The 25429-nt window shown below is 59.2% G+C and carries 21 protein-coding genes; 13 read left to right on the top strand and 8 right to left on the bottom strand.

Annotation, left to right across the window (positions count from 1 at the left end):
- Nucleotides 1–321: 321 nt before the first annotated feature.
- Entirely contained in the window at nt 322–4686 is a 4365-nt protein-coding gene (locus NKI38_RS30565; protein WP_352664240.1) for an NACHT domain-containing protein, read from the bottom strand.
- A gap of 483 nt (nt 4687–5169) precedes the next feature.
- Here NKI38_RS30565 and NKI38_RS30560 point away from each other — a divergent pair, with 483 nt between their 5' ends.
- The gene (locus NKI38_RS30560) at nt 5170–5667 is read left to right on the top strand and encodes a hypothetical protein (RefSeq protein ID WP_352664239.1); all 498 of its coding nucleotides are present in this window, start codon (nt 5170–5172) and stop codon (nt 5665–5667) included.
- A gap of 782 nt (nt 5668–6449) precedes the next feature.
- Here NKI38_RS30560 and NKI38_RS30555 read toward each other — a convergent pair.
- Genes NKI38_RS30555 through NKI38_RS30530 form a run of 6 tightly spaced genes read right to left on the bottom strand, consistent with a single transcriptional unit; the run spans nt 6450 to nt 12228 of the window.
- Nucleotides 6450–7784, bottom strand: coding sequence for a hypothetical protein (locus tag NKI38_RS30555; RefSeq protein ID WP_352664237.1), 1335 nt, complete (start codon nt 7782–7784; stop codon nt 6450–6452).
- Nucleotides 7785–8495, bottom strand: coding sequence for a TfuA-like protein (locus NKI38_RS30550; RefSeq protein ID WP_352664235.1), 711 nt, complete (start codon nt 8493–8495; stop codon nt 7785–7787). It lies immediately after the preceding gene.
- Nucleotides 8492–9736 carry a YcaO-like family protein gene (locus NKI38_RS30545; RefSeq protein WP_352664233.1) on the bottom strand — a complete coding sequence of 415 codons (1245 nt, stop codon included), beginning with the start codon at nt 9734–9736 and terminating at the stop codon, nt 8492–8494. The genes NKI38_RS30550 and NKI38_RS30545 overlap by 4 nt, the downstream gene beginning before the upstream one ends.
- A gap of 4 nt (nt 9737–9740) precedes the next feature.
- Nucleotides 9741–10295 (bottom strand): hypothetical protein, encoded by a 555-nt coding sequence (locus tag NKI38_RS30540; RefSeq protein WP_352664231.1) that lies wholly within the window; start codon nt 10293–10295, stop codon nt 9741–9743.
- Nucleotides 10296–10304: 9 nt separating this feature from the next.
- Nucleotides 10305–10871, bottom strand: a complete 567-nt coding sequence (locus tag NKI38_RS30535; protein ID WP_352664229.1) for a tetratricopeptide repeat protein — start codon at nt 10869–10871, stop codon at nt 10305–10307.
- Complete coding sequence (locus NKI38_RS30530) at nt 10825–12228, bottom strand: BTAD domain-containing putative transcriptional regulator (RefSeq protein ID WP_352664227.1); 1404 nt, start codon at nt 12226–12228, stop codon at nt 10825–10827. Before NKI38_RS30530 ends, NKI38_RS30535 begins: the two co-directional genes overlap by 47 nt.
- 234 nt (nt 12229–12462) lie before the next feature.
- On the opposite strand from NKI38_RS30530, the gene NKI38_RS30525 reads away from it, so the two are divergent.
- From NKI38_RS30525 to NKI38_RS30470, 12 genes are all read left to right on the top strand, one after another.
- Nucleotides 12463–14046: a S8 family serine peptidase gene (locus NKI38_RS30525; protein WP_352664225.1), complete on the top strand. Its 1584-nt coding sequence runs from the start codon at nt 12463–12465 to the stop codon at nt 14044–14046.
- Nucleotides 14047–14082: 36 nt separating this feature from the next.
- Nucleotides 14083–15669: a S8 family serine peptidase gene (locus NKI38_RS30520; RefSeq protein WP_352664223.1), complete on the top strand. Its 1587-nt coding sequence runs from the start codon at nt 14083–14085 to the stop codon at nt 15667–15669.
- Between the two features lie 75 nt (nt 15670–15744).
- Nucleotides 15745–16560, top strand: a complete 816-nt coding sequence (locus tag NKI38_RS30515) for a serine protease (protein WP_352664221.1) — start codon at nt 15745–15747, stop codon at nt 16558–16560.
- Nucleotides 16561–16568: 8 nt separating this feature from the next.
- The gene (locus NKI38_RS30510) at nt 16569–16865 is read left to right on the top strand and encodes a hypothetical protein (protein WP_352664219.1); all 297 of its coding nucleotides are present in this window, start codon (nt 16569–16571) and stop codon (nt 16863–16865) included.
- Nucleotides 16866–16868: 3 nt separating this feature from the next.
- Nucleotides 16869–17966 (top strand): M14 family metallopeptidase, encoded by a 1098-nt coding sequence (locus NKI38_RS30505; RefSeq protein ID WP_352664217.1) that lies wholly within the window; start codon nt 16869–16871, stop codon nt 17964–17966.
- Nucleotides 17967–18051: 85 nt separating this feature from the next.
- Nucleotides 18052–18279 carry a hypothetical protein gene (locus NKI38_RS30500; protein ID WP_352664215.1) on the top strand — a complete coding sequence of 76 codons (228 nt, stop codon included), beginning with the start codon at nt 18052–18054 and terminating at the stop codon, nt 18277–18279.
- A gap of 95 nt (nt 18280–18374) precedes the next feature.
- On the top strand, nt 18375–20441 hold the full coding sequence (locus NKI38_RS30495) for a peptidoglycan-binding domain-containing protein (RefSeq protein ID WP_352664213.1): 2067 nt from the start codon (nt 18375–18377) through the stop codon (nt 20439–20441).
- Nucleotides 20442–20549: 108 nt separating this feature from the next.
- Entirely contained in the window at nt 20550–21218 is a 669-nt protein-coding gene (locus tag NKI38_RS30490; protein WP_352664211.1) for a hypothetical protein, read from the top strand.
- 21 nt (nt 21219–21239) lie between these two features.
- Nucleotides 21240–22076 (top strand): hypothetical protein, encoded by an 837-nt coding sequence (locus NKI38_RS30485; protein ID WP_352664209.1) that lies wholly within the window; start codon nt 21240–21242, stop codon nt 22074–22076.
- Between the two features lies 1 nt (nt 22077).
- Complete coding sequence (locus tag NKI38_RS30480; RefSeq protein ID WP_352664206.1) at nt 22078–22422, top strand: hypothetical protein; 345 nt, start codon at nt 22078–22080, stop codon at nt 22420–22422.
- Between the two features lie 53 nt (nt 22423–22475).
- A complete protein-coding gene (locus NKI38_RS30475) occupies nt 22476–23396 on the top strand; it encodes an SGNH/GDSL hydrolase family protein (RefSeq protein WP_352664204.1) in 921 nt (306 codons plus the stop codon).
- A gap of 174 nt (nt 23397–23570) precedes the next feature.
- A complete protein-coding gene (locus NKI38_RS30470; protein ID WP_352664202.1) occupies nt 23571–24053 on the top strand; it encodes a DUF4760 domain-containing protein in 483 nt (160 codons plus the stop codon).
- Between the two features lie 384 nt (nt 24054–24437).
- On the opposite strand, the gene NKI38_RS30465 is transcribed toward NKI38_RS30470, so the two are convergent.
- On the bottom strand, nt 24438–25337 hold the full coding sequence (locus tag NKI38_RS30465) for a 3'-5' exonuclease (RefSeq protein ID WP_352664200.1): 900 nt from the start codon (nt 25335–25337) through the stop codon (nt 24438–24440).
- Between the last annotated feature and the right edge of the window lie 92 nt (nt 25338–25429).

Below are 25429 nucleotides of genomic sequence, written 5' to 3'. Positions count from 1 at the left end.
CCGTAAATCGAAATCCCCATAGCCAACCTCGTGGCCCGCGGGTTCCTGCATGAGAGGCTTTCGTACGCCTGCCGGCACCCGAAACCCTTCACCATCCCGGCCATTCTGGCAGACTGCTCTTTGGCCGGAAGCTGCCTTCGCCGCTGATCATCGATGATGGTCGATAAGAGGTCGAAAACGGACTGGCAGTTTCGGGCGACGCCGCCGAGAAGGTTGCGTATCTAATCACCGAGCTTGCGCGGAAACCCAACTTACATACTCGGCTGGTTCAAGCGCTTCGAATTCGCATTGCCAACAGGTTTGCTCGGTGTCGAATCCCCGTCAGAGCCAAGGCGATTGGGTCTGCCTCATGATTCTCGCGCCATAAAGCTTATCCTGAAGGGTTTCGCTTCTGCTCTTGATGGCTTGGTTCAGTACGGTCAGGTTCGTGTCCCAGTGTCGCCCGACCGGAGTCGTGAGCAGCTCAATATCCTTACCCTTGATCCAAAGGTTGCCTCGCCCGTCGATCGTCTTCGCGAGAACTTCGTGGGCGGCAAATGCGGTCGCTTGATCAGCGGCGTGTAGGTAGCGTCGATACCACTCGCGCGCCCATCTGTTTCGACGATAGTGATCACTGCCAGTCGCGTAAACCTCGGCCAGCCAGCCTGTTCGTGGCTTCCTCGCCTCGAACTCGGTCCATATCTTTTCGAATGCGGGTGTCAGATCGCAGAAACCCAGGAGCGTATAAGCCCGCGCGATCCGGGCCGCATCGCCACTGGCCTCGTCATCTCGGATGGTGGCCTCAAGCCAGCTCGATTGGCCGTGCTGGATGGCGGCCCTCGCCATGTCAAGCAACACATTGTCAGTCGTGCAGAGGTCAAGAGCCTCCCGGCGTCCTTCATCTCCGGCAGCGCATGCTGGCGCCTCAACTGGCAACAGGGTTATCCGAGGGTTCTTTATGATGCCTCGGTCCCTTGCGTCATTCAACTTCCGCCACAACGGGATGCCAGCCGCGGGCAAGGATCGAATGAGTCCCTCACACAGGGCAATGAGAGGAAATTCATCGAGCGTATCAACGTTCGAAATGTGGTTACGCTCGTCGAGCCAAGCGTTCAACCAGGCCACGAGGCTCGCCCCTTGCTTCGCAATCAAGATGGTCATCGGCAGGTCGTGGTTTGCCCAATATCTCGGGTAGGACCAGGAGCCTCCCTTTTGATCCAGCCTATCGAAGGCACCGCGAACGAAGTCATGATATTTTTGCTGCGCGACCGGGTCTTCAGGATTTCGTTGAAGCATGACGGCCCAGATTTCGGGATCCGCCTCATCCATCAGTTCCGGGCGTTGCAGAATCTCGCTTGCAGCCAGCAACGCCAATGATCCCCGGCAGCGGTCTTTGAGGTTCTTCGCTTCCGCAGCTTTCCATCCGCTATCGGCGATCGCCTGCAGCACCTGAGTGTCGCGTGTCTCTGGTGCCAGTTCGAAAGCGGCGCCGCGTATTTCTGCGTCCACGCTGCTGACAAGTGGCGCCAAATCTGACCAACCATCCAGAGCCTCTTCATCAGCTATGGCGCCCAGGAGCAGAAGCCCGCTGAGCACGTCATCGCGAGGACCGGTTAGCGGGAATCTGGAAAGGCGCGATCGTATGGCTGATTGTCCACAACGCAGCAGCACCTTCTCGATCCTGGCGAGGATCGGCAGCTTCAGACAATCGTCGAGCACTCTATCCAGCAGTTGTTCCGGTTCGAGGTCCCAAAGACGCAATTCCAGCTCGCGTGCTCGCCACCAAGGAAGATCATCGTCCTTGGCGATGGCCGAGGCGTCGATCAAATCCTTGATGGCATCGGCGATTAGAAGTCTCTCCTCCTGTCTATACAGTAGCGAAAGTCGGTTCGCCTCGGCCACAAGACGTTGCAATTCGAGTTCGTTTCGCCCTGGGGCGCTCAGGGCCGCCAAGCGAACGATTTGTTGCAGGAGATTTGGGTCTGTGCGGGCCAACATAGCTTTTAGGCGCTCAAAACGATTGTCGTCATCACTCGACTGGCGCCCGAGCAGCCAAAGCTGGTCGCCTGCGAACTTGGCATCATGGTTCGCTACGCATGCGTTCGGATCAAGCGGACTTTGGGTATCCGCGCGGTCTGCAAATACTGTAGGTGATTTGTCCTTTACTAACGCAGCCAGGTGCGTACCCGCGACAGCGTCTCCAAGAGCCTCCAGAAGCCATTGCCCGCCAGTTAGCGCAATGTCATCACCTGTTGCGGTCAGTTCGTCCACGGCTTTCAGCAGCGCGGCATGAAAATCGCCAGATTTGCCGCCGCCCAGGCGCAAGACCCAGGCCAGCTCCTCGAAATGATTGGCGGTGGCCATGATTGCCCGGCTGATTGCCCAGGCCAGGAACGCGTCAGTGAATGCCTGCAGCGGCAGGAACGAAAGAATCCCGAACACCCGGTGAGCGAGCCAACTCACGTCGCCCGTGGCCACCAGTTCAACGGTCGGGCAGGTCGACGATATCGGCGAGTCATTCCATCGTTTCAGGTTGTCATGAGTTCGCTTGCGATTTGTGACCGATCGCTCGGAGTTCGGATCAATCTTACCAAGGAAGCGTCCGTCGTCTGGGTCTGCCCAGAGCCATCCCAGCCAGATCGTCACCTGCCTGACGAGGCGTGGCGCGATCTCTGCGAAGGAATGGGCTCGTGCCAGTCCCTTGATAAGGATTTCATCCATCGATCTGTTGCCGGACCGGGCGAGCCAGGTCTCCTCAGCAATCTGGCAAAAAAGTTCAAAATCCAGGCCGATCAAACGCCAGAAAGCATCATAGTCCACCTGAGAGAAGTTTTGTTCGGCTACCCACCGCTGAACGATGGCACGCCGAGCAGGCCGGCCGACAAGCCCGTCCAGGAGCGCGATTGTTGCTGTCGCTCGCAGGATCGAAACGCCGAGCCGTTGCCCCTTGTAGGGATCTACGAACGTGGCGATGATGGCAGCGGCCTCGCCTTCATCGCCCAGGCCTCTCAGTTCAGCCGCCAATATTAGGCCGAGCACGAAAGGCGTAAGCTCCTTGCGGAGTTTAAACCGATGAGGACCGTCACCTGCTTCCAGCCAACGCCCGGCGATCAGCTCCGCCACGGTTTCGCGAAGGTCGTCCTGGCCCTTGCCGCTCTCCCGGCCCAGTTTCGTAACCAGATCAACGCGGGTGAACATTGCGTCATCAAGCGAAACCTTCACGCCGCTGCCGAGATCGCGGATGAAATCTCGGAATTCCTCATCGGAAATCGCCAGTGCTGCTCCGCGCCGGCCTACCCTGTGCTTCCAATCTTCGTATGCGAGCCGCTCGGGCGTTATGTCGCCTGTTGGCGCGAGGGCCTCACGCCGTTCGATAGCCAACTGGGAGAGACGCGGCACCTTCATAAGATCCAGCATCCGATCTCCAAACGCCTCACCCTCCACCGCGTGCAACTTCAACAGCGCTTTCAGCTCGTCGTTGCTGAAGGGACCAACACGAATTTCATCCGGACGGGGAGCCAACGGCGCCAGCCTGTGCAGATCGGCCCAATGGTCTGGCCAGCAGCTGGTCAGAACGGCAAAGCGACCTTTCCAGCGCTCGTCGTAGAGCGGTTGCAGGAAATCCGACCAATCGCGTTTTCGCCAATTCTGGTTCAGTCCATCGACGACCAGAATGAACTGCTGACCGGCGAAATCGGCGCGCTGCCAGAGCCCAACTCTGCGTAGCCAGAACGTCGCATCGCCATGGCCGAGCCGTCTGGCTAGAACCTTGGCCAGCAGCTCCTCGGCGTTGTCGTCCCGGACGTCATTGGCCGAGACGAAAACCGACAGAGGCAGATTACGGCCGTCTGCGGAATTCGCTGCCCACCAGGACAAGAAGGACCAGGTTTTCCCCATGCCTTCATCGCCGAGCAGAACCGCAGGTCGACCGCTGATGAGCCATTTGTCGAGCTGTTCGTTCAGCGATGGCCGTAAGACTTTCCTCACGGCAGGGTCATGCAGATTGTTAAAGCTCCCGCCAAGACGTGATGCCGCGTTCATGGGATTGGACAAACCAACCTCAATCCAGGTCTTCATGGCGCTCACAGCTGCCGCATATCCGATATCGGCGTCCAGCAGCCTTTGGCGGACCCTCTCGCGAGACTTTGCGAAATCCGGGTGGGATCCAATTGCTCTGACCACGTCCCGCAGAGATCGGTCGTTCCCAAAGTGGCGCGCCATGGCGACTGGCGCTTCAAGGCAAAGGACCGCCAAGTCGGGAAGCGAGTCTTTGTGGCTTGGCCAATCGAGGACCAGCACAGCTACTCCCAGGCGGTTTCCGATGTCTCGGAGCGCTTCGATATCGGTGACCGGGATCTCCCGCGAGGCAGCCAGTATCCATAGATCGACAGGGTCGCTTTGAAGAGCGGAGTCGACGACCTTTGCCTTCATCTGATCAAGGCTAAGCCGTGTTTTCGCGCCATATCTTTTGGCTTCCAGACCCACGCGAAATGTATTGTGCTCGATCGTCCGGACATCGGATCCTGCCTGCGGGCCTGATTTGGCCAACCTGAACAGCTGACCTGTGGTTTCTGACAGGACGTCTCGCATGAGACCTTCAAATCCACTCGTGCCGGTCGCATCGAGTTTGCGAAGTCGAGCCGCCAACAAAGTTTTTGCGCGAGCAAAGTCCATCAAGCTTGGTTTTTGGCCGGCGGAAGTGGTCATAAATCCCCCATGGGTTTCAGTCATTGATGGTTGTACTCACGCAGACGACGTGATCTGCAGAACCTGGATATGAATGCTCTGCAAGATTCGAGGTCGAATTCATGAGTAAGCTGACGGAGGCGTTGAGCCAGGACAAGCTCAGTGTTTGCCTTAAATTGGAGGCCTCCGAGGTCAGGCGCGTCTATAGGACCACTGAACTCCTTCCCGACTTCGATTTCATCCCGTACGACGGGGGAACCGATAAGGACTACCCAGTCTGGCACGAGTTCGATCTCTCGGACGAAGCGATTTTCATCCATAGTTTGATACTGGACGACTATGGGTACTTCGTTGACGATGACCCGCACGATGATCCCGAATATGAGCTACCGAAAGCAACTTCTGAAAGCACAGGGAAGCTTGCCTTGGAACTCCAGATGGCAGACCGCTTTGGGTGCCGAGCACTGGTCAGGGGAAGCTTGTCTGGTACTTCCATGGAAATGAATGGATGTGCGCTTCAATTTCATCGTGGCCTCCTACTCCGGAGAAAGCAGTCGTATCGGATATGCTGCGGAAGCGATTGCCGAAGGTTTCGCGTTCGAGGAAGAGGGAAAGCTCAAGCAGGCATTTTTCTCATATTTTTCGGCACTCGACAGCTTCGTTGAATCGGAGCGTGAGAAACTCAACAAGGGGCAATCCGACGATCAGCGGACCAAACCTGACATCCGACTGATGCAGAAACTGCAGGCGATCATAAAGGCGAACATGCCACCGTCTGTCGGCGGCCTCGATAAAGTGAAGATATGGGGAGACGTTAAGAACGGTTTCGACAAGTGCGAAAAACTCAGAAACGCTATCGCTCACAACACGAAAACAGAGCCGATTGCTAAGGCCGACGTTGATCTGTGCTTTGCCGTCGCCGCCATCATTGTGGCGATGGTTAGTGATGATCTCTACGAAGAAAAAGAGATTAGGAAGCACTACGTTGTAGAAAGCCACTGAGTCGGAGTTACGAAATTAAGGCGGATTGGCAGCTTGCGGCATCCACTGGCCATCCGCGGTGCAGGCTTACCAGGAAAGCCGAGACACAAGTCCGCTAAGTGCTAAAAGCAGTCCTACCGGAGCGCAGGAGCGGCGGCAATGCGGTCGAGAGCCGAACCGCAGCCTTCCGCCATCCGTTCCCATAAGCGGACTGACCGCTGTCGACCCCTAGGAGGACAGTCAGACGGTTCTACAATTACCATCGACTGGGCTTCCTGGAAGCTTTTCGAACTTTCTGTCTCTCATCTTCAGTCGAATTGCGTGTGCTCATCCAGGAAGTTCGCGTGTCAGAATCCGTTGCGGAAAGAGCTTGATCGACCCAATCCCTCTGGGGTTCGAGTCGGGAGAGCGCTATCACCTTTCCTCACACTCTGCCTCGCCGCATTTCGCGCTTCGTTGCCACGCGTAGCGCGCAGCGACCAGGGTTGCGACATGGAACTAGCAATTGCCGCGACCTGGCCCAAATTTAACCTGAAGAGCCCCTATACCTTTCGCGGAAGCCGACACTTCATTTGGGGCGCCATAAGTGGCGAAGAGCATTCGAAGCGCTACGAGTGGCGTCGGGCCGTAGCCGAAGCTGTTCCGAATGCAGCGTTGCCATGCGTCGGATCGAGACACCCACCGTGCGCGGCTTGTCTTGGCCATTGATCAACGTTTCCGCTGCCGGAGTTGGGAGTTGGGGCCGAACGCTACGTCGCCTTACTCGGTCCGAGCGCCTTCCGGAACAATCACGCCACCAGCTACTACTGGGTTGGGCAGATTTTCTCGACCTTACCCGAACAGACGGACTTCAGTTTCACCAGACTTGGAAAGTAGTCTGCCAACGCAGCAAAATCTTTTGCAAAGCAGCCGTTGGCGTCGGGCCAAAACCATGGCCCCCCCTTTGGTTCGGGAGGCCAGTGCCCGGGAGGCATGGTCCTGTTAGCGGCCATCTCGATGATGCTGCTACAGAACTTGTGGTTCGTCGTCACTTGGGGCAGGCCGTGGCACTTGAAACACCCACCTGCGTCTGGGGGAATGATCGGGCCGAAATTAGACCAGGGATCACGTTCGTTCCCAAGACCGACAAACTCAAACGTTTGCGACTTCGGCACGTCCTCTGCGTACATTGACTTGATGGTCTGCCCAAGCAGCGTCTTCGGGTGCACAATAAACGGGTTATTGCCGAGGTGGCAGACGTTGCAACGATCTTCGCCGTCCTTGGGATGCACCAATTCACTGAAATCCCGCGTCTTGAAATCGTCCCAGCTGATGCGCTTCGTGGCGGAACCTTCGTAGACAATGTTGTCGAAGAAACATGCTTTCTTTTGCAGCTTGTCTGCGCAAATCGTGCCGACATATTGCACGGGCCAACCGGGTTTGCGCCTGACGAGCGCCACGCAGAAACCGCCGGAGACATTATCCCTGTAGGTCCACACCTCGGCGTCAGGCCAATCCGAGCGGAAGAAATACTGATGGGTTTCGGAGTCGAGATCCCCCCTATTGGTCCAGCGCGGGTCCGTCACGAATGATCCGGGCACCGGTACTCCCGCATCTCGACAGGCCTTCTGGTATGCTGGAACATCGTCGCGGTGTTTCGCCTCCCCGACTGCGGGCCAGTCACTCTCCTTGAGCGCCGGACCGGCTCCTTGTCGTTCGATAATGTCTTTGGCCTCATGCCATCCGCTGACGAGCCGGCGAGCAACATTGCGCTGCTGTTTGGCTGCATCGGTATTCGCGAGAGCCGCTGCAAGTTCGATCTTCACAAAGCTTCTTTCTACCCGATCCGCACCCGAAACGACTGGCCCATTGAGCGTATCGACCGTCTGCCTGTATCGACCAGACGCTTCCTCAACGAGCAGACTTTCGACGCAACCGCGAACCCGTTCCAGCAGTTCCCCACGATTCTGGTCGGTGACGTTGATCTCTACTCCTGAGGGCACTTCGAAAATTCCGCCATAGGCGGCGACCAGATCACACGATATGGCCAGTGGAGGCAGGTTTCCTGATCCCTCATCGCCCGCCATCAACAAGGTCGAGACGTAAGCGGCGATCAGCAACGCCCCTGAAGCTGCGATGATCCTCCAATGCCCCAGCATTTAGTTTCTCACGAGCTCGAGCAGCCGGGCCGAAAACGGCGTGTGAGGGAAAGGTCCCGCAGCGGGGTTGTACGACGACGTTTCCCCGATCCTGTTGATCAGCAAAAGGGCGTCGCGGGTTTTCACCGCCGGTCCACTGGCGGCGATCCACCGTAGCGTGGCCTCCTGAAACTCTCTCTGCATGCCTGCGCCGGCCAGCACCTGTTTCCACGTCCGCGACTTGAAATGGGTCTTGCCGGCCACAGCCGTGATGGCACTGGCGAGCGAAGTGTCAAGCACGCTCGCTGCAAGCATTCGCTGCAGAACGTCGGCCACATCGACGAGCGGAACCGTCAGCGGCAGATAGCCAATCTCTGCCGGCCCGTGAACCAAGGCGACGTCGGCATCAGCACTGCGGCGGCCTGTCCTATAGTCCTCGAAGACGTGGCCGATGCCGATCATCCCGAACTGCCAGCATTCAGCTGCTCGGAGGGCACCCATGCTCGCCGCACCGAGCAGGCGGCAGCCGGCGTCAAGCGCGAACAGAATTTCCTTGTGCCATACTGCAGGTCCGGATTCGAATATGCCGTCGATCAACCCGATGACCTTGCGCCCCTCGAGCACCGCGCGCATGACATCGCCGCACCGGGCCGGTGGCGCAATGTCAAACGCCTGCCCACCTTGCACACCACCGCGGTAAAGGCTCGGACCGACGAAGATCAGAGGCCTCATGTGAGGCTCCATTGACGCAGCAGCTTCCGCGCCGCGCGCCCGGAATGTGCATAGGATTCGGGTTGGTGCATGCTGACCAAATCGTCGGCAAGCACGCGGACCGCTTCGATCCCAAACCTGCCTCCGCCGAGCGGGAAGACATAGATGTCGCGGACGCCTTCCATGACGCTGCCGATGGTATCTTTCAAAGTCAGATCCTGGTGGCGGTTCAGGCCGATGCTTTGCGGCAGAAGCCGGTAGCTGCCGAACAACCTTTCGGTGCTGCTCGTCAGCACTCCGCCATATTCATCCTCGAACAGATCGTCCCTGGCACCGGAGATGAATAGGGCTCTGCATTGAACGGCTTCAAGCAGAGCAGCGAGCGCCGCCTGCTCCAAGCCAGATCGGCAGCCGGAGCCACTGAAGTACGACCGCCCGCGCGAGTAATCTTCCTCTGGCACCAGGGCGGCCATGACCACCGGCAACCCATCGTTGTCGCCAGCCACGCTGAAGCGCGCTTCAACCCCTGCTGCCGCGAGGAGCGAGATTGCGCGAACCAACTCATGATCCTGACCCGCGTTGAACTCGACACAAACGGCTTGCCGCCCGGCACCGGGGAGTAGCGCGCCGAACATCGCATCGTCCTCGACGATCTCGCGAAGCGCGTGTGTGAATGCTCCTGCAATATCGCCACCCGAAGCCAGACCGACGGAAGACATCCGGAACGCCCGCGTGTTCCACGGCGCGAGCGTGACCATGTCCATGCCGACCAACTCATAAGGGGCATAGACAGGTTCCCCGGTCATCCAGGACAGGCCTCTCACCCAGGCAAGGTCCTGGTCCTGCGGCAAATGCCTGGCCGCGCATCTCGACTGTCGATCAAGTGGCACGCTACGAAGTCTGCGGCGAGCGAGCCCGCGTGGGCTGTCCACGACGGCTGTAAGAGTGCGCGCGTCCTCGGCCAACGCTTGCTCGCAACTCTCCATGACGGCCGAGGTCCAGGCGGCCTCATATGTCATGCCTTTGCCCGCAGAAACTGACAGTGAGCGCGATGCCGGTCTTACCGCCGCGCAGACGGGAATACCGATCAGGTCGAGATCCGTGAGGTCTGCGACCCGGGTGATACCGAAGCTGCCGAGGACGGGCTCCAGATCGCCTCGCGTGAGCCAACGCGAGGCCGGCTCCAGGTCCGCCGCCATCTCGCCGCGAAACGCCTGAACCCGGCGAAACGCCTGCTCGACGTCAGAATGTGAGGAGAGCATTTCCTCACACCTTGTCGACCCACGGATCGAGGGGGTCGAGGTTGTCTACAGGCAGGTTGCTGATGACAAAGGTCTGGGGACCGGCAGGCACGGTAGCAGAGCCCTGGTGTGTGGCGAGATAGCCCTGAATGTCGATTGCCGGACCTGTATTCCTCCCTTTGGCGACGATGTCCCCGGGATCGACGTCCAGCGCTACGCAGAAGTCGACATCGCAGACCGTTCCGTTGTTGCGGATGATGCGGCCGATCGCAGCCGCGTTGTTGAGCTCCTCGAGCAGTTTCGTCTCGTAGGGAAGTTCGAATTGTCCATGGGGCGGGCTTTTCATCTCGACTTCGCGTTGCTTCAGCAAGTCAAGGTCGACGCCGCGCAGAAATGGGAGAAGTTCCTGCACCACGGCGCCCATCGCAGCAATAGGTTCCTTGCCCGCCATCTGGTTGATGGCGACGTTGTTCAGATCGTCCATCGAATAGTGGACGACCATGACCGGATCGGTGATTACGATGGTCAGGCCGTGATCTTTGTCTCCAATGATGAATGCACGAGATGGCTTGTTGGGCATGTTTCCCTCCTATTTGATTCCCGCAATGCGCAACCCCTCGATGAAAGGCTGCATGTCGGCTGGCGAGCGGTGCGGTTGCAGCCGCGTCATGCTGTTTGCTGTCTCTCCGGGGTAGATTTCCTGGAGACGGCGCGCATATCCGCTCGCCTCCGACAGATTGCCTAGATGCCCGTGGCTTGCTGCCAGCAAGCGCAGCACCGGCTCGTCGTTGCTGAGGCGACCGCAAAGACCGATCGCTTTAAGATAATCTGCCTGCGAGAATGCTACACTCGCCCCTGCCCACCAATAGTGGTCAGGGGGTGTCGGATTGAGATCTATTGCCTGCTCGAACGTGGTCCACGCTTCGTCCGGGTCTCCGACGAAGCCCATCGCGTCGCTGTAGTCGAGCAGGATGTCGGCAGAGTTTGGGTGGCGATCCCGGGCAAGCATGAAACTTTCATCGCACTCATCAAAGTCGTGCTGATAAAGGGCTACCATGGCGCGGCGCCAGTAGCCGACCGAGTTGAATGGATCAGAGGCGATCGCCCGTTCAGGCGAGATCGCGTGCTTCTGCCAGCAGCAATGGATCGTTGCCACCGAGCAGCAGCCATTCGAGGTAAAGGGAGCTGGAGGCGCCAGAATAGGCGTCGGCAAACCGGTCGTCTTGCGAAATGGCCTGTGCATAGAAGCGTCGGGCGCGTCTTACGCTGCGCAGGTCGCATGTCTTCAGCGTATCCTGCCCCTTCAGGAACATGAGATATGCAGAAGGGTTGCCAGTACGATCCGGCGAAGCCAAGCTGTGCCGCTCGATCGCACTCGACAGCTCGGATGCTACCCGGCCGACAAGCGCCCGGTTCGAGCTGGCGATGAAGTCTGGCGACAGCGGATAGTCGCCCGCCCAAACGATCGAGCCCGAGCTGCTTTCGACCACGCGCACGGTGATTTCGTTGCCCCCAGTCCGCGAGCGTACGAATGTGCTCACGGCGTAGTCGGCGCGCAGCGGTGAGCCTTTGTCGAGAACACCTCCGTCGCTGCTTGCCTGGAACGAGCTGTGCGACGCCAACGTTACGAGGCTCTTGTGTCGCGCGAGCTCGTTCGCCGCGTCTTCCACAAAGGCACGCTGGAGGTTCTCCTCGCCGGATGGCGAGAGCCAGTTCGGCGCCAGCAGCGCAACGCGTGGCCGGCACGGAGTTGTATGTCGGTCGGGGCCGACAGCAGTCGACCCGAGATCGATCGATCTCGCCGTAGCGCGCGCAAGCAGGGCGCGCGTGTCCGGTCTCGGTCCGTTGGCCCCATCCAGACGAAGCACGTCGGTGAGAAGAGCAAAGACGCGTCGGGACTCATCGGCCCGGCCAAGTGCGCCGTAGGCCGCGATGAGGGACCTATAGGTCTCCTCTCGGCCATTGTCGATTCCGAGAGCATGTCGCTCGAGGGCTTGGATCGAGGATGCGTCCGCATGCCCATACCGCGTCAGCTCTTTCAGCGCGCTGTGGGCGAAGCCGAAATAGCGCTCACGCAGATAGGTGCGTGACACGGTAAAGGGGTCCTCATGCGCCGGCACCTCAATGCCCTGCAGCAGATCGCCCCGGTACGTTTCCATGAGTTGCCACAGCGAATTCTCTCCAGCAAACGCATCGAACTCGAGGAAGCGGCACACATCGATGCGAGACGGATCGGTGATCCTCAACATCTTGTCGTCGACAAACAATATCGACCACAAAGAGGGCAATGCCTTCGACATGCGCAGTATCAGTTGGCGCATGTTGCCCATATTGGCATGCGTATCATGACTATCCCAGAGCTGGGATGCGGCCTGGGCGCGGGTAATTGTCCGGGTGGGATTTAATGCAAGCAGGGCAATTAGGCAAAAGCCGCGCGACGGAAATGTCCGATCCTTTACGCCTTCTTCGATCGCAGGATTTCCAAGTAACCTTATCGATACAGCGTTGCTCATACCCAAAATAACCCCAGCTCAGATGAAGCTTCTGCCGGATTTGCGGAAATATCAATAGCACTTCGGATTACTCGCCGCGTGAGGAGTCCGCAGTGTAACGCCGGTGTAACGCTGGTGGGTAAATGGTGCCCGCCAGCCGTTCAAACGGTCGTGCAACGAGCGTTCTCCCAGCGGTTGCACCGCGCTTGATCGGGGCGGGCGGCGGGCCCGTCCCGATTTCTTCAAGGGGCACACATGGTCACGCATATCGACCTCAAGCTCGGTGGATTGACGGCAACACTCTCGCGAAGCGATGTGCTCGTCGCGCTCAAGCCTGAGCCGGGGCGTTCAAGATCCTTCGAGGCCGAGGTGAATTCGATCGAGCTGCGCGGCCGCGGCGTCCGGCGTGGCACGGTTGGCGGCTACGACATCATTGAACTTCCCAGCGCGCCGACTAGGCGGCAGGCAGCGCATGAAGATCTCGGCCGCATGATGTCGATGCAGAGGCAGATCGCGGTCTATCACACCTCGGATGACAACGTTCCTTTCGTGCCGACCGGCACCATTTACATGTCCTTCAAGGAAGGAGCCGATCAGGCAAGCCTCGATCGCGTCCTCCAAGAACACTCACTTGTCGTGCTCAAGGCGGAACGTGACGGTTTCATCACCGTCGGCACGCGGGCAGACCCCGTCGAAGCGTGTTTTGCCCTGCAGTCGAATCCGGTTGTGGGCATTGCCGAACCCGACCTCGTCACGCCGAGACAGCCCGCCAACATTCTGCTTCCCGAAGACCGGCTCTTCGGCCGGCACTGGCATCTCAACAATATCGGCAAGCATGACGGACAAACCAGCGGCTTGAAAGCCGGTGCCGACGCGCGTGTCGTGCAAGCCTGGTATGCCCTCGGCAGCCTCGGCTCCGATAGTGTGGTCATAGGCATCGTTGACGACGGTTTCGACCTCTCGCACCCGGACTTGCTGGGCAAGGCCGTGCTGGCGTGGGATTTCGGACGAAATTCGCCCAACGTTGGGCCCAGTGAGCCGGCCGCCGGCAATCGCGACTGGCACGGCACGGCGTGCGCCGGCGTCGCCGCCGGCAGGGTCGACGCAGGAGATATCGTGGGCGCTGCTCCCCATGCGCGCATCATGCCCGTGCGCATGGGTTCTGACATCGATTCCGAGGGGCTGGCGCGGATTTTCGACTACATGAGGGACAATGGGGCGTGGGTCGTCAATTGCAGCTGGGGGCCAAAGGCAGCCCGCTACCCCATCGGCCAGCGCGTCTTCGACGCCATATCGCGCTGCGTTAGGGAAGGTCGGGGCGGGCTTGGAACGCCCGTACTCTTCGCCGCCGGGAACCGGAACACCAGCATAAATGACGAAATCCATTTCAACGGGCTTGCCACGCATCCCGACGTCATCGCGGTGTCATCGTCGACCAGCCTCGACCAGAGGTCCGATACCTCGAATTACGGCTCCGAAATTTGCCTGTGTGCGCCCTCGAGCGGTGGCGGCGGCTGGACAATCGTGACCAGTGACGTGACCGGCAGCTGGACCGATGCCGCAGGAACCGTCAGGCCACGCGGCTACAGCAGCGGCGACTATCACGAATGTTTCGGGGGCACGTCCAGTTCCTGCGCCCTGCTGGCGGGCGTTTGCGCTCTGGTCCTTTCGGCGGCGCCGCGGCTTGGCGCCGCCGAGTTGCGCTCGATCCTGCAGCTCACCGCGCGACGGATCGGCGGCCAAGCATACGGGCCGAACGGCCACTCAATCTACTTCGGATTCGGTTGCGTTGATGCTGCCGCAGCAGTTGCGGCCGCCCGTGCAAGTCTAACGAGGTGATCCCCATGGGCGGCCCGCATTCCAGGACATTTCAGAATGAGTGATATCGAGATCAAGCTTGGACAGTCGAAGGTCATCCTGACCAGAAGCGACGAATTGGTCGCGCTCAGGCCGCGGGCCGGCAGAACGATGTCCTTCGAAAACGAGGTGCGGTCGCTCGAAGCGCGTGGCAGAGGCGCACTTCGCGGCAGGGTCGCAGGGTTTGACATCGTAGAACTTCCCTCGTCGCCAGCGAGACACAAGTCGGCGCGTGAGGATCTCGGCCGCATGATGTCGATGGACCGGCAAACCGCAGTCTATCACACGTCCGATGACCTGGTTCCTTTCGTGCCGATGGGCACGATCTACTTATCCTTCGCCGAAGGCGTCGCCCAGGAAGACGCCGATGGCGTCCTGCGGCGTCATTCCCTGACGGTCTTGAAGGCCGAACGCGATGGCTACTTCACAGTCCGTGCGCCGACCGATCCGGTCGAGCTCTGCGTAAAGCTTCAGGCCGAGCCCGCGGTTGCCGTTGCAGAGCCAGACCTCGCGACGCCCATGCAACCTGCCCAATTCCTGCTGCCGGGAGACCAGCTGCTCGGCGAACTCTGGCACTTACGAAACATCGGCAAGCACGGAGGCAATACGTTGGGATACAAGGCCGGCGCCGACGCGCGCGTCGTTGATGCGTGGGCAGCGTTGGGAGGTCTCGGTGCCCGCAACGTCATTATTGGGATCATCGATGACGGTTTCGACCTTGCGCACCCCGACCTTCGGGACAAGGCGGTGCTGCCTTGGAACTTCGTCACTAACTCGCCCGATGTGACCCCCGGCGTTCCGGTCAACGGCAATGACGATTGGCACGGCACGGCCTGCGCGGGCGTCGCCGCAGGCATGTCGGGCGCCGGCGACATGATCGGGGTGGCACCCAACGCACGCATCATGCCAGTTCGCATGGGAGTGGACGTCGAGCCGGAACCGCTCGCCAAGATGTTTGAATACATGGCGATGAGTGGGGCGTGGGTCGTCAATTGCAGCTGGGGGCCAAGGGCGGCGAAGTATGCGCTTGGGGATCGTTTGTTCAACGCGATCACATTCTGCGCCAAGCAAGGCCGTGGGGGGTTGGGCACCCTAGTTCTGTTCGCCGCTGGAAACTCCAACACCAGCATTAACGACCAATTCCATCACAACGGACTTGCGACACACCCGCTTGTGATAGCTGTCGCGTCATCGACCAGCCTTGATCAAAGGGACGACAACTCGAACTTCGGCGCTGAAATCGCAGTCTGCGCGCCATCCAGCGGCGGTGGCGGGTGGGCCATCATCACCAGCGACGTGACCGGGAGCTACGCGGACGCCAACGGTGTTGTGAGATACCGCGGCTACGGGCCGGGCGACTATTACCGGCAGTTCGGCGGGACATCGAGCGCCTGCGCGCTGGTCTCGGGCGTATGCGCGCTGGTCCTGTCCGCCGCACCTGCGCTCAGCGCCGACCAACTGCGGGCGATCCTTCAGCGAACAGCTCGTCGAATCGGCCCTCCGGAGGCTTACGACCCGACTGGGCATTCCATCCATTTCGGCTTCGGCTGCGTGAACGCCGCGGCGGCGGTCGCTGCTGCCCGTACACAAGTCCTAACTAGTTGAGGTGAGTATATTTACCTCAACTTACGAATACAAAATAAATGAAGTAAGTCCAGCTGCAAAACAGGAGAATATGCAATGAAACACTACCTTATAGCAAAGAGCGCAGCAGTAGTCGCGTCAACCCTGATCATGAGCGCGTCTCCCGCCGCATCCCAATTCCAGGACTTCATCGTTGGCGGTGTCAAGGTCGACGACATCAGCGAGCTGCCGTGGCAGGTCGCGCTTCTCCAGGGAAAACCTGTTGCACCTTTCCAGTTCTGCGGGGGCTCGATCGTAGCACCGCAGTGGATCCTTACCGCCGCACATTGCGTCGACAACAGCCTGGTCAATAAGGATGCCGCAAATGTGGACGTATTGGCTGGCACAGTCTTCAAGACCTCAGGAGGGGTCCGGGTCGACTCCACGGCGATCTTCATCCATCCAAAATGGGGACAGACGGCACAAGAGATGGATTTTGATGCGGCCCTCATCAAGTTGAAGGAGCCGCTAGCGGTTGGCCAGCCGATCGCGCTCGCGACGGTCGCGACCGAGCTGCCCGTCGATTTCCAGATACGCGTATCGGGTTGGGGCGCAACCAGCCAAGGTGGGAGTAGTTCTAACCAGTTGCTCCGCGTTGATGTCCCCGTCGTGTCGAACGACACCTGCAATGCCCCCACCAGCTACGGCGGCGCGATCTCGGAGAACATGATCTGCCTGGGGAAGGCGGCGGGCGGCAAGGATTCCTGCCAGGGTGACAGCGGCGGACCTGCTGCGCGGATGGGGAGCGCCGCTGAGTTGGTCGGCATCGTCAGCTGGGGTTGGGGCTGCGCCCAGCCGGACCTCTACGGCGTCTACACGCGCGTGTCGACCGTCAAGGACTGGGTCGATCAGACCATAGCCGCCAACAAGTGACGACCGCCATGCAACGGAAGCTCAAGATATCGGCGGAGAGCAAGGCTGCTCTCCGCCAGTTCCTGGCGGAGAGCGAAGTCGATCTCGGCTGCCGCCCTGTTGCCCGCCGAGAGGGCGATCACACGAGCACGATCGGGATCGCCGACGAAGCGCAGATCGCACGCCTCGTCGCGCGTGCGGCGACGGGCATCTCGATCGAAGTCCTCGAGGCCGTCCCCGACGCAAGTTCTCGCCTCGGACTCGTCTCGTCAGGCAACCGCTTTCTGAGCGGCGAACTGCCGCGCGGACCCGGAAGGAAGGAGTAGGACATGGCCTACCTCAACTATGACGAGATCGTTAGCGCGGTTCAGATTCTCTCTGAGAAGTATCCGACGCTGACTACGCAAATACCGCTTCCCAAGCTCACCGTGGAATCACGGCGCGTTGGAGCACTCGCCATCGGAAAGACGCGTGGTCCAGATCAGCGGACCGCTGTCTTCGTGGGCGGCGTCCACGCCCGGGAGTGGGTGCCGCCGGACGCTTTGATCTCTCTTGCTGCCGATCTTCTGGAAGCCTACAGCTCAGGCACCGGGCTGCGATACGGTTCCTCCTACTTCGACAAGTCGACGATTGCCTCGATCGTCGATCGAATCCAGATCGTGGTCCTGCCTTGTGCCAACCCTGACGGGCGCGTGTTCAGCCAGAACGTCGACGGGGATTGGCGCAAGAACCGCAGGCCAATGGTCAATCAGCAAGGTGGCGTCTGCCACGGCGTCGATATCAATCGGAACTTCGACGTCGCCTGGGACTTTCGGCTGCATTTCGCACCCGGCGGCGTGAGCGCGTCCGACGATCCATGCCACAAATATCTCTACGTCGGTCCTGCTGCCGCATCGGAATCCGAGACGCGCAACATCGTGTGGCTGCTCGATAGCATGCCTGGCATCGGCTGGTTTGTCGACGTCCATAGCGCCATACCGGCGGTGTTTCACTCGTGGGGCCTTGATTCCAACCAGACCACGGCTCCTGAGCAGAATTTTCTGAACCCGGCGTTCGACGGGATCCGTGGCAATCCCGACGATTCCTACGGAGAGTTCATCACCGAGGTCGATCTCAATGTCGTGCGGAGTCTGGCACGAGCGATGAAAGATGCGATCACCCTCGTGGCAGGGGATGATTACAGCGTTGGCCCCGCATTCGAACTCTATGCGACATCAGGCGCAAGTGATGACTATGCCTACAGTCGTCACCTCGCCAGGCCTGGGCTGCCCAAGGTGCTCGGCTTTACGATGGAGTGCGGCTACGAGTTCCAGCCCGATGACAGCGGGCGCGAGACAACCATCAAGGAGGTTTGCGCGGCTCTCCTGGCGTTCTGCGCAGAAGTCAACTCGCCAGGCTACTCGCAGCTTCGGAAAAACACTGAATAGCAGGAGAGAGTGATGTTGCTAGTGGAATGCGAAGACCGTCGTGTATCTGGCAAATCAGTAACGTCGGGTTTCCCTGATATTGGCGATGTCGCAACGCGACCAGAACCTTTGGCCGAAGAGGAACCCTCGGCTTTGGAGCGGAAAGCAGGGGGACGGCATCGTCAAGCTGTTGGGCGTGCTTCCCGCCGTCGCAGCCACCGGCAGCGCCGAAACGTTCCTTGTGTTGGAAGAAACCGAAAATGTCTATCGCACGCTCGCCTTGTTCGACTGTGTCTCGATCGGTGGGGCGCTCGAGTTCACTATCGGCAAATAGCCGGAAGCGGTCGGCCTGCATGCGCCGGGTTCGCCTGCGGTCAGAAGGCGCCCCGGGGCCGATCGCGGCGACCGAACCAAGCCGAGGGACGGGAGATGAAATTCTCGATAAGCGACGACGTTTTGCGGGACATGTTTAAACTCGGTTCCTTCGTCGTGCCGGAGAACGAACTGGTCTTCTTTGCCTTGCGGGGCGCGCAGCCCATTGAATTCGGCGGTTCCGATTTTCGCAACGCCCACGAACTCCTGATGACGCCGATCGACTACCGCCACATGCGATGTACAGTAGGTCAATGGCAGACCGGCACCGGCAAGCTCGCCGTGTTCGTCGGCAGTTCCGTGCCGCATGTGACCGCCGTTGCGGCGCAGCTTTCCGACAACGGCAATGGCGTGAACCGCCTTGCGTCCGGTTTCTTCGGAAAAGTGCCCGGAATGCCGGATCATCGCTACTTCAAGGGCAATCACGGCTCCGACCGGCACCTGGCGTTCCGCAACGAAAGCAAGCTGCCCGTATGGCGGACAAGCGACGACACGGACTATGAGGGGGATGACCGGCTCGAATTCGAAGTAGTGTACGACAATCTGCATTGTTCGCGGCAGATCAACGAGACGGCGAGTTACTATTCCTCCTACGGCTGCGTCGTCGTTGCCGGCAAGGAAGGCGACAGCGGCGCGACGGCGATCACCACCGAACTCGGTCCGTGGAAGAAGTTCCTCAACAACGCCTATCGCCTCGACCAGTTTCATTTCGCGCTTGCCGTCTTCGAAGAAAACGAGGCGTTGCGGACCGCCGAACTCGGCTACGCCAAACGTGCGCCGACAGTGCGCTTCGGTTCACGTGGACTATTGGCCGAGCGCCTGCAGACCGGCCTTCTCGCCAAGGGCTACAACATTGGTTCGGCTACCCCGGACGGCCTGTTTGGCGGGCACACGGCCAAGGCGCTGCGGCAGTTCCAGCTCGACGTATTCGGCAAGAACGGAACCGACCTGATCGGCGGCCCCGCCACCGCGGAGGCGCTCGGCATAGCCTGGCCGAAGAGCGGCGCCGAACTGGACGCGGCGCTGCAGCCTTCGCCCGGCGGGATCCCGGACGGGAACGGCGACCCCATCATAAGCAACGGCACGGAGGACGAGCCGGCGATGCCGGCGACGAGCCTTTCGCCCGATCCCAATCTCAAGATCGCGCTCGACACCGGTTACAAGCCGCTCGCCGGCTGGCTGGTGCGCAAGCAGCCGGGTGCGAGCCGGTGGGATGTGCTATACGACGCCAGCACCTCTCCGGTCTTCCTGGGACGCTTCTTCGAATATAGCGGCTATCCGGAAGGCAAGACCCGCGGCCTGGCGCGGACAACCGGCGACCAGCCGCGGATCGCCTACGACCCGGCCGCCTGGACCGAGTTCGGGAAATGGCCTGAGCTTATCTACCCGACGGGCTGGGCGGAATCCAACGCCTGCTTTACGGTGATCAACGCCTGGGACAGGGCGGCGATGACGTTCGGCTTCATCCAGCTGGCGGCACATACAGGCGACGATTTCTTGCCTTTCTTCCGCAGATTGTTCGTCGATCTCCACAGCGAGGCCAAGCAGTGGTTCCCGGAGCTTGATGTGGTCAATGGCAAGCTCTGCTTCGTCAAGGGCGCGGCCTACCGCTCGCTGGAGAACAAGGTACCGCCGGCGGATGGCGGCTACAGCGCCAGCTACTACCATGGCGACCTGATGGGCTTCTTCAATCCGGATCGCTATCACACGAATCTCAAGCCCGACCCGGAAGAGCTTCATGCGGCGGCGCGATGGCTGATCTGGACGATGACGTCAACGGCGATGCGCGCCATGCAGGTCGGCGGCTCGATCGACAACGTCAAATCATCGCTGATGAGGCTGCATCAAAAGATGTTGGCGACGCCAGCAGTGCGGGCGAAATATCCGAACGGCGTTGACGGGATGAAATGCGATCTGCTTTCCGTAGCCGTCGCCGCGCCACATCTGAGCGAATCCCATCTTCCCATGGTGCTGAATGCGCTGCTCAAACCTGATCCGATCGAGGCAATCCGCCTTTCGGGATACGGGCCTGGCGACCGCGCCCAGAACGTGCATGACGGAATGAAGAGGAGACCGATCCTCAAGAACCTTGTCTACGACATGGGCAGCCAGCAGCCGGTCTGAGCGGGCACGACACTGGTTCGGCGCCACCGACCGCCTCCGGTCGCCGCTTGCCAAGTCCCCGACCGTCGTGACGACCAAGCGATTTTGTGCAGAAGAAGGAGTTATCTCATGCCTGCCGCAGAGACATCATTCGACAGCCTTGCCGGCGTTCCAGTCCACTACGATCGCCTTCCGAGTTTCCCTTATGGAAGCAAGGGAGATCCGCGGAGCTTTTCATGCCGCCACAAACTCAAGGATACGCTGAACACTTGCTTGGCGGAATTGTTCGAGGTTTGGGGCCGCGGTAGGCCCAGCATTATTCTGACCGCCGGAACGATCGGCGATGGCATGAACGCACACGGTCAGGGATTGGCCTTCGACCTGGACGGATTCTACTGGGGCGACGACCGTTTCATGATGGATCGGTATCCGGACGACAGGAAGCTCTATATTGGCATCAATGCGCACCTATTCCTGCATTTCTTCCAAATCCTCAGCTATCACTATCCGAGTCACAAGGACCATTTTCACGTCGACTTCAATTTCTCGTTCTCGTTCAGGACGGCGTCGAACGCGCAGACGTTCTTCCTTCAATCCGCGCTGAAATACGTATTCGGTCGCGAGATCGGCAAAACGGGGCCCGAAGACGATGGCGTCGACGGGGTCTATGGCAGTGCGACCAAGCCCGCCGTTGCCAGTGTCCTGGACGAACTCGGCCTGTCCGGCCAGGGAGGCCTGACCGTGCCCAGTGTCTGGCGGGATTTTCTGCTGAAGTGCCGCGCGCGCGCGTTTGCGTAAACAACAACCCCGGGGGAAACTATGGACAGGACGGAACGACGGATTGGCCTTTTCGTCGGCATCGCCATTATCGGCTTTGTCATGTATCTGGTCGTGCGCGACAAGGAATTCGCAACGCCAGAGCTCTATCAGTTGGTGCGTATCATCATATCGCTCGGCATCGGCGTAGTCGCCGGCACCGTCCCCGGATTTCTCGGGGTATCAGGAACTGTGGCCGGGCTAACCTTGCGTGCGGGAGGCGGGCTTGCCGCATTCGTCATCACCTATTTCTTTTCTCCCGGCACAATACCCGCACTGTCTCCCCCGCCTCCCGGTATCGTTTCGATCGATCCTATCAAGATCGTGGACTTTCGCACCATCGTTGCGGCGACAGCGAGCGATGCAGATCGCGCGGCGGCTCCGCTCGCCGTGATGATGCCGGTGACCGCGCGCAATGCTGTTCAGCCAAGTCTTGTCAGCACGATCGAAAAAACACAAATCCGCTTCTCTCTTGAGGAAAAGCCGTACGTTTTTCCTTGGCGGGACTTCGTTCAAATGGACGAAGAGAACTTCGGCAAATGGCTTGGGATACTGGGGGATGCTGTTCCCTACTCGGTCCCGTCGGGCGCTGTCGTTCATCACGAAATTCTTCACACGGCTGACGGGATCCTGACATGGGGAGAGTTTCTCGGTGCGGTAAGATCAGCTAAGCGCGATTTCATGGATGTCGAGATCATGATCGAGACCGATCAGGGATTTGTCACCGCAAAATGCATTGCTGACATGCGGGAGAGGAATCGAGAGATCGAAGAATTCATCGCCAAGGCCAACAAAAATCCCGGGCGGATCACGACGGCCTGCGCACAAGGGGGAGTCTGACATGAATCGACATTGCTTGATTGCTTCTACACTCTCAGCCTGCTGCATCATGATGACGGTCTCAACGTCGCAATCTCGCGCGCAAGAAACGCCCATCTTCAAGCCCGATACCGGCATTGTCGACTTCTACGCCGAGCATCGTGAGCCAACACCCATTTATGATAAGTATTCCTGTCCGCCCGGCGTCAGCGATATCGCAGGGACCCCCTGCGGCGGTGGCGGCGCAGCCGGTCCTATCAACCCTTGTGGCGCGACGAGCAGCTGTGGTCCAGCGGTTGGTCTCGACGGCGGCCTGATCAAGTTGCCGCCCGAGAAATGGAATATCCAGGACTATCTAAAGCAGTAACCATCTTTGAGAATTGATCGAAATAGAGACTGCGGGCTCAATGGAGGACATCGATGGCGAAGAAACAAAATTTTTCCAAGGCGATTGTAGTTGGAAAGGCACTTGCTGCAGCAGCACTCAAACGTCGCGCTGAAGCGATTGAAAAACGACAGCGCGTGCTGGCAAATGCAAAGTTGAAGATCGACCCGACCGCAAAACGGGTGCTCGCCAAGGCTCCCGTGACGCATGCTAGCATGGGTGTCCTGATTGCTGAGGGGGATTCCTGGTTCGACTATCCGTTTCACGATGTCCTGAGCGATCTTGAGGACAGTTACGGGTTCGATGTGGAGTCGGCGGCTCACCGCGGCGACACAATTGAGGACATGGCTTATTCGGACGGACAACTCGACGCCTTCTCACGCCGAGTCGAAAAGGTTCTTCGTACGGGCGTTGAACCACGTGCGATCCTTCTGTCAGGAGGTGGCAACGACGTGGCGGGGGACGAGTTTGCTATTCTGCTCAACCACGCTGCATCAGGCATCGCCGGCCTTAACGAATCGATCGTTACGGGCGTTATTGATCAGCGCGTGCGTGAAGCCTACGCCACTATCCTTGCTGCTATAACTCTGATCTGCAAATCGTATCTTGGTCATCCCGTTCCCGTCGTGATTCACGGTTATGACTATCCCGTACCTGACGGCAGGGGCTTCTGGGGCGGGGGTCTGTTTCCAGGTCCTTGGCTTGAGCCTGGCTTTCGCCGCAAGGGCTACGCGGAGATGAGCAAGCGAAAGCAAATCTGTATTGAGCTTATTGACCGCTTCGACACGATGCTCGCCGGTCTCGCCGGTAGGCCTCCCTTTGGACACGTTAAGTTTCTGGATTTGCGGAACACGCTTTCGACGGGCGCAACTTATAAGACTTGGTGGGCCAATGAGTTACATCCAACGACAAAAGGTTTTGACGCAGTAACAAAAAAATTTGTCTCCATGATTTGACGCTTTTGCGTCGACGCGCCGGCCGCGAAAGCCACTCGGCGCCGGCAAGCGTCATCAAAGGATCGAAGCTTCTGGGCCGCTCCTGAGTTGGTCGAAAGCGGAGTGCGCCTATGTTGATAATCTGATCGGCCGGGGGATACTTCGAGCCGATGCTGTTGAAAGATGGAGGTATTGATGAATACCAAATTTGACCGCATCCTCACTTTAATCAATGTTAGCGCCGCGGTAATAACCGCTGCTGCGGCGCTCGCCATTCCAATTGTCCTCTATGTCGATGCAAAAAGTACAAGAACATTGGATGTAATGAACGATCTTGATAGCAAGGCCTCAGAAATTGTTGCGGAAAAGATACGTCTGGATGATCTTAATAAGGTCGCAGGAACGCAACGTTTCGAGCCAAATTATATTGACCATAAAGATCACTATGCCGTCCAGACTCAGGTCTATCGCCTACTAAACCTCTATGATTATGTGTGCCTCGGCGGGAAAACGAATCTGTTCTCGCTTGAGCTTATTCAGCAAATGCGAGGAGACGCCTTGAGGCAAACATGGGCTGACTATGGAGCCTACATCAAGGCACACCGCGAAAAGAGCGACCAAAGCAAGCGGGCTTGGGAAAACTGCGATAGCGTGGCGGCTGAGCCAATGGCGGGCTGATCGAACTAATCGGAAACAAACCTTGTGTTTGAACCTCGGTACCGGCGAATGTATTCGCCGCCCGCTACAAGAGCGACGGCTGCCTCCCACCCCAGGCGGACCCGGTCCCGCGTACGGTCGCGTTCAGTCACTACTGGCTGACATAGGCAGAGACGATGTCTGCTGTCAGCCCGATCAGATCGGCCGTCACGGCTTCGTCTTGATCGCTCAAGTATTCGCTCCTGGTACTGGGGGTGGTCAAAGCTCGCTTCACACATCTGTGGTATATCGCAATTTTGAGCAATGCCGGATAAATTCCTCGTTCATGACTGCAGGATAGCGAAAACGAATCCAATCGCCCTCGGCAGCACAGTTCCGGCGTAACAGTAGTAGGAAGCCTTCGGCCTACAAAGAGTGCGGTGAACGGGACAGGATCCGGCGGTCGGCAGCCACCGGTTCCACCTGTTTACAGTCCGGGAACTGATTACATGCACGAAATACGCCTCCGTTATTATCACGGCGTTCAACCAATTGGCCGACTAGGCAAGCTGGGCACTGGCTTAGGGCGGTGCCATCGATCGTCTCGAAGCGGACTTCGTCGCTGGCGATCTCGCAAAGCTCGCGGATATAGCGGGATGGTTGACGGCGATTGGAGATCATATAGACGCCTCGGCTGGCACCCGTCAGCGCCACGTAGAAAAGGCGTCGCTCCTCCGCGTAGGCGAAGGTCTCGGGGCGGGGGATGACCAGATTGAGCAGCTCATCATCCTCGATGCGGCTTGGTACGCCATAGTTGCCCTCGCTCACGTCGAGCAGAACTGTGTAGTCGGCCTCGAGCCCTTTAGCCCGGTGAAACGACAGCCCGGATACTTCGATGTTGGCAAAGGATGGCGGTTTTCCTTCGAACGGATCCAGGGTGTTATAGCGCCACAGCACCAGGACCTTCAGCTTGTCGCGCGCTTCGTTGCGCCACAGAGTGGCGATGCCGCCTAGAGCGGCGTCAAGCCGTTCGAGCAGGCGCCGACAAGCCACCCCGAAGTCAAGCTTGCCACGTTCATCGATGGGAATGACACGGATCGACCTCGAGATAGCCGGTCGTGTCGAGCGGACCGACTTTTTGATCTGATCGGGATTGCGCTGGACGAACTTTGCGGCCGTTTCGGCAATGAGCTGGTTGCAGCGATAAGTCTGCTCGAGGCGCCCCTGCCAGCTGGTACCAAAATTCGCTTCGAACTGCGTGAAGATGGTGATGTCCGATCCAGCAAAACGATAGATCGACTGCCAGTCGTCTCCGACCGCGAACATCCCCTGAGCGGGGCCATGTTGGTTTTGGTCCATGTCTCGTCGATGAACACCAGACGGGAAGCATCGATGCGGTCCTGATACTTTGCCCACTG

The organism is Mesorhizobium sp. M0621, assembly GCF_040320745.1.
Lineage (GTDB): Bacteria > Pseudomonadota > Alphaproteobacteria > Rhizobiales > Rhizobiaceae > Mesorhizobium.
Note: the sequence above shows the minus strand (reverse complement) of the source record. Positions and strands in the feature narration are given on the sequence as shown.

Bases quoted from the DNA above. Each gene is read 5' to 3' on its own strand.
- NKI38_RS30505 (WP_352664217.1), top strand. From the start codon at position 16,869: ATGGCCTACCTCAACTATGACGAGATCGTTAGCGCGGTTCAGATTCTC.
- NKI38_RS30470 (WP_352664202.1), top strand. From the start codon at position 23,571: ATGAATACCAAATTTGACCGCATCCTCACTTTAATCAATGTTAGCGCC.
- NKI38_RS30550 (WP_352664235.1), bottom strand. From the start codon at position 8,495: ATGAGGCCTCTGATCTTCGTCGGTCCGAGCCTTTACCGCGGTGGTGTG.
- NKI38_RS30500 (WP_352664215.1), top strand. From the start codon at position 18,052: ATGTCGCAACGCGACCAGAACCTTTGGCCGAAGAGGAACCCTCGGCTT.
- NKI38_RS30510 (WP_352664219.1), top strand. From the start codon at position 16,569: ATGCAACGGAAGCTCAAGATATCGGCGGAGAGCAAGGCTGCTCTCCGC.
- NKI38_RS30525 (WP_352664225.1), top strand. From the start codon at position 12,463: ATGGTCACGCATATCGACCTCAAGCTCGGTGGATTGACGGCAACACTC.
- NKI38_RS30555 (WP_352664237.1), bottom strand. From the start codon at position 7,784: ATGCTGGGGCATTGGAGGATCATCGCAGCTTCAGGGGCGTTGCTGATC.
- NKI38_RS30530 (WP_352664227.1), bottom strand. From the start codon at position 12,228: ATGAGCAACGCTGTATCGATAAGGTTACTTGGAAATCCTGCGATCGAA.
- NKI38_RS30565 (WP_352664240.1), bottom strand. From the start codon at position 4,686: ATGACCACTTCCGCCGGCCAAAAACCAAGCTTGATGGACTTTGCTCGC.
- NKI38_RS30490 (WP_352664211.1), top strand. From the start codon at position 20,550: ATGCCTGCCGCAGAGACATCATTCGACAGCCTTGCCGGCGTTCCAGTC.
- NKI38_RS30520 (WP_352664223.1), top strand. From the start codon at position 14,083: ATGAGTGATATCGAGATCAAGCTTGGACAGTCGAAGGTCATCCTGACC.
- NKI38_RS30540 (WP_352664231.1), bottom strand. From the start codon at position 10,295: ATGCCCAACAAGCCATCTCGTGCATTCATCATTGGAGACAAAGATCAC.
- NKI38_RS30475 (WP_352664204.1), top strand. From the start codon at position 22,476: ATGGCGAAGAAACAAAATTTTTCCAAGGCGATTGTAGTTGGAAAGGCA.
- NKI38_RS30480 (WP_352664206.1), top strand. From the start codon at position 22,078: ATGAATCGACATTGCTTGATTGCTTCTACACTCTCAGCCTGCTGCATC.
- NKI38_RS30465 (WP_352664200.1), bottom strand. From the start codon at position 25,337: ATGTTCGCGGTCGGAGACGACTGGCAGTCGATCTATCGTTTTGCTGGA.
- NKI38_RS30495 (WP_352664213.1), top strand. From the start codon at position 18,375: ATGAAATTCTCGATAAGCGACGACGTTTTGCGGGACATGTTTAAACTC.
- NKI38_RS30485 (WP_352664209.1), top strand. From the start codon at position 21,240: ATGGACAGGACGGAACGACGGATTGGCCTTTTCGTCGGCATCGCCATT.
- NKI38_RS30545 (WP_352664233.1), bottom strand. From the start codon at position 9,736: ATGCTCTCCTCACATTCTGACGTCGAGCAGGCGTTTCGCCGGGTTCAG.
- NKI38_RS30560 (WP_352664239.1), top strand. From the start codon at position 5,170: ATGGATGTGCGCTTCAATTTCATCGTGGCCTCCTACTCCGGAGAAAGC.
- NKI38_RS30515 (WP_352664221.1), top strand. From the start codon at position 15,745: ATGAAACACTACCTTATAGCAAAGAGCGCAGCAGTAGTCGCGTCAACC.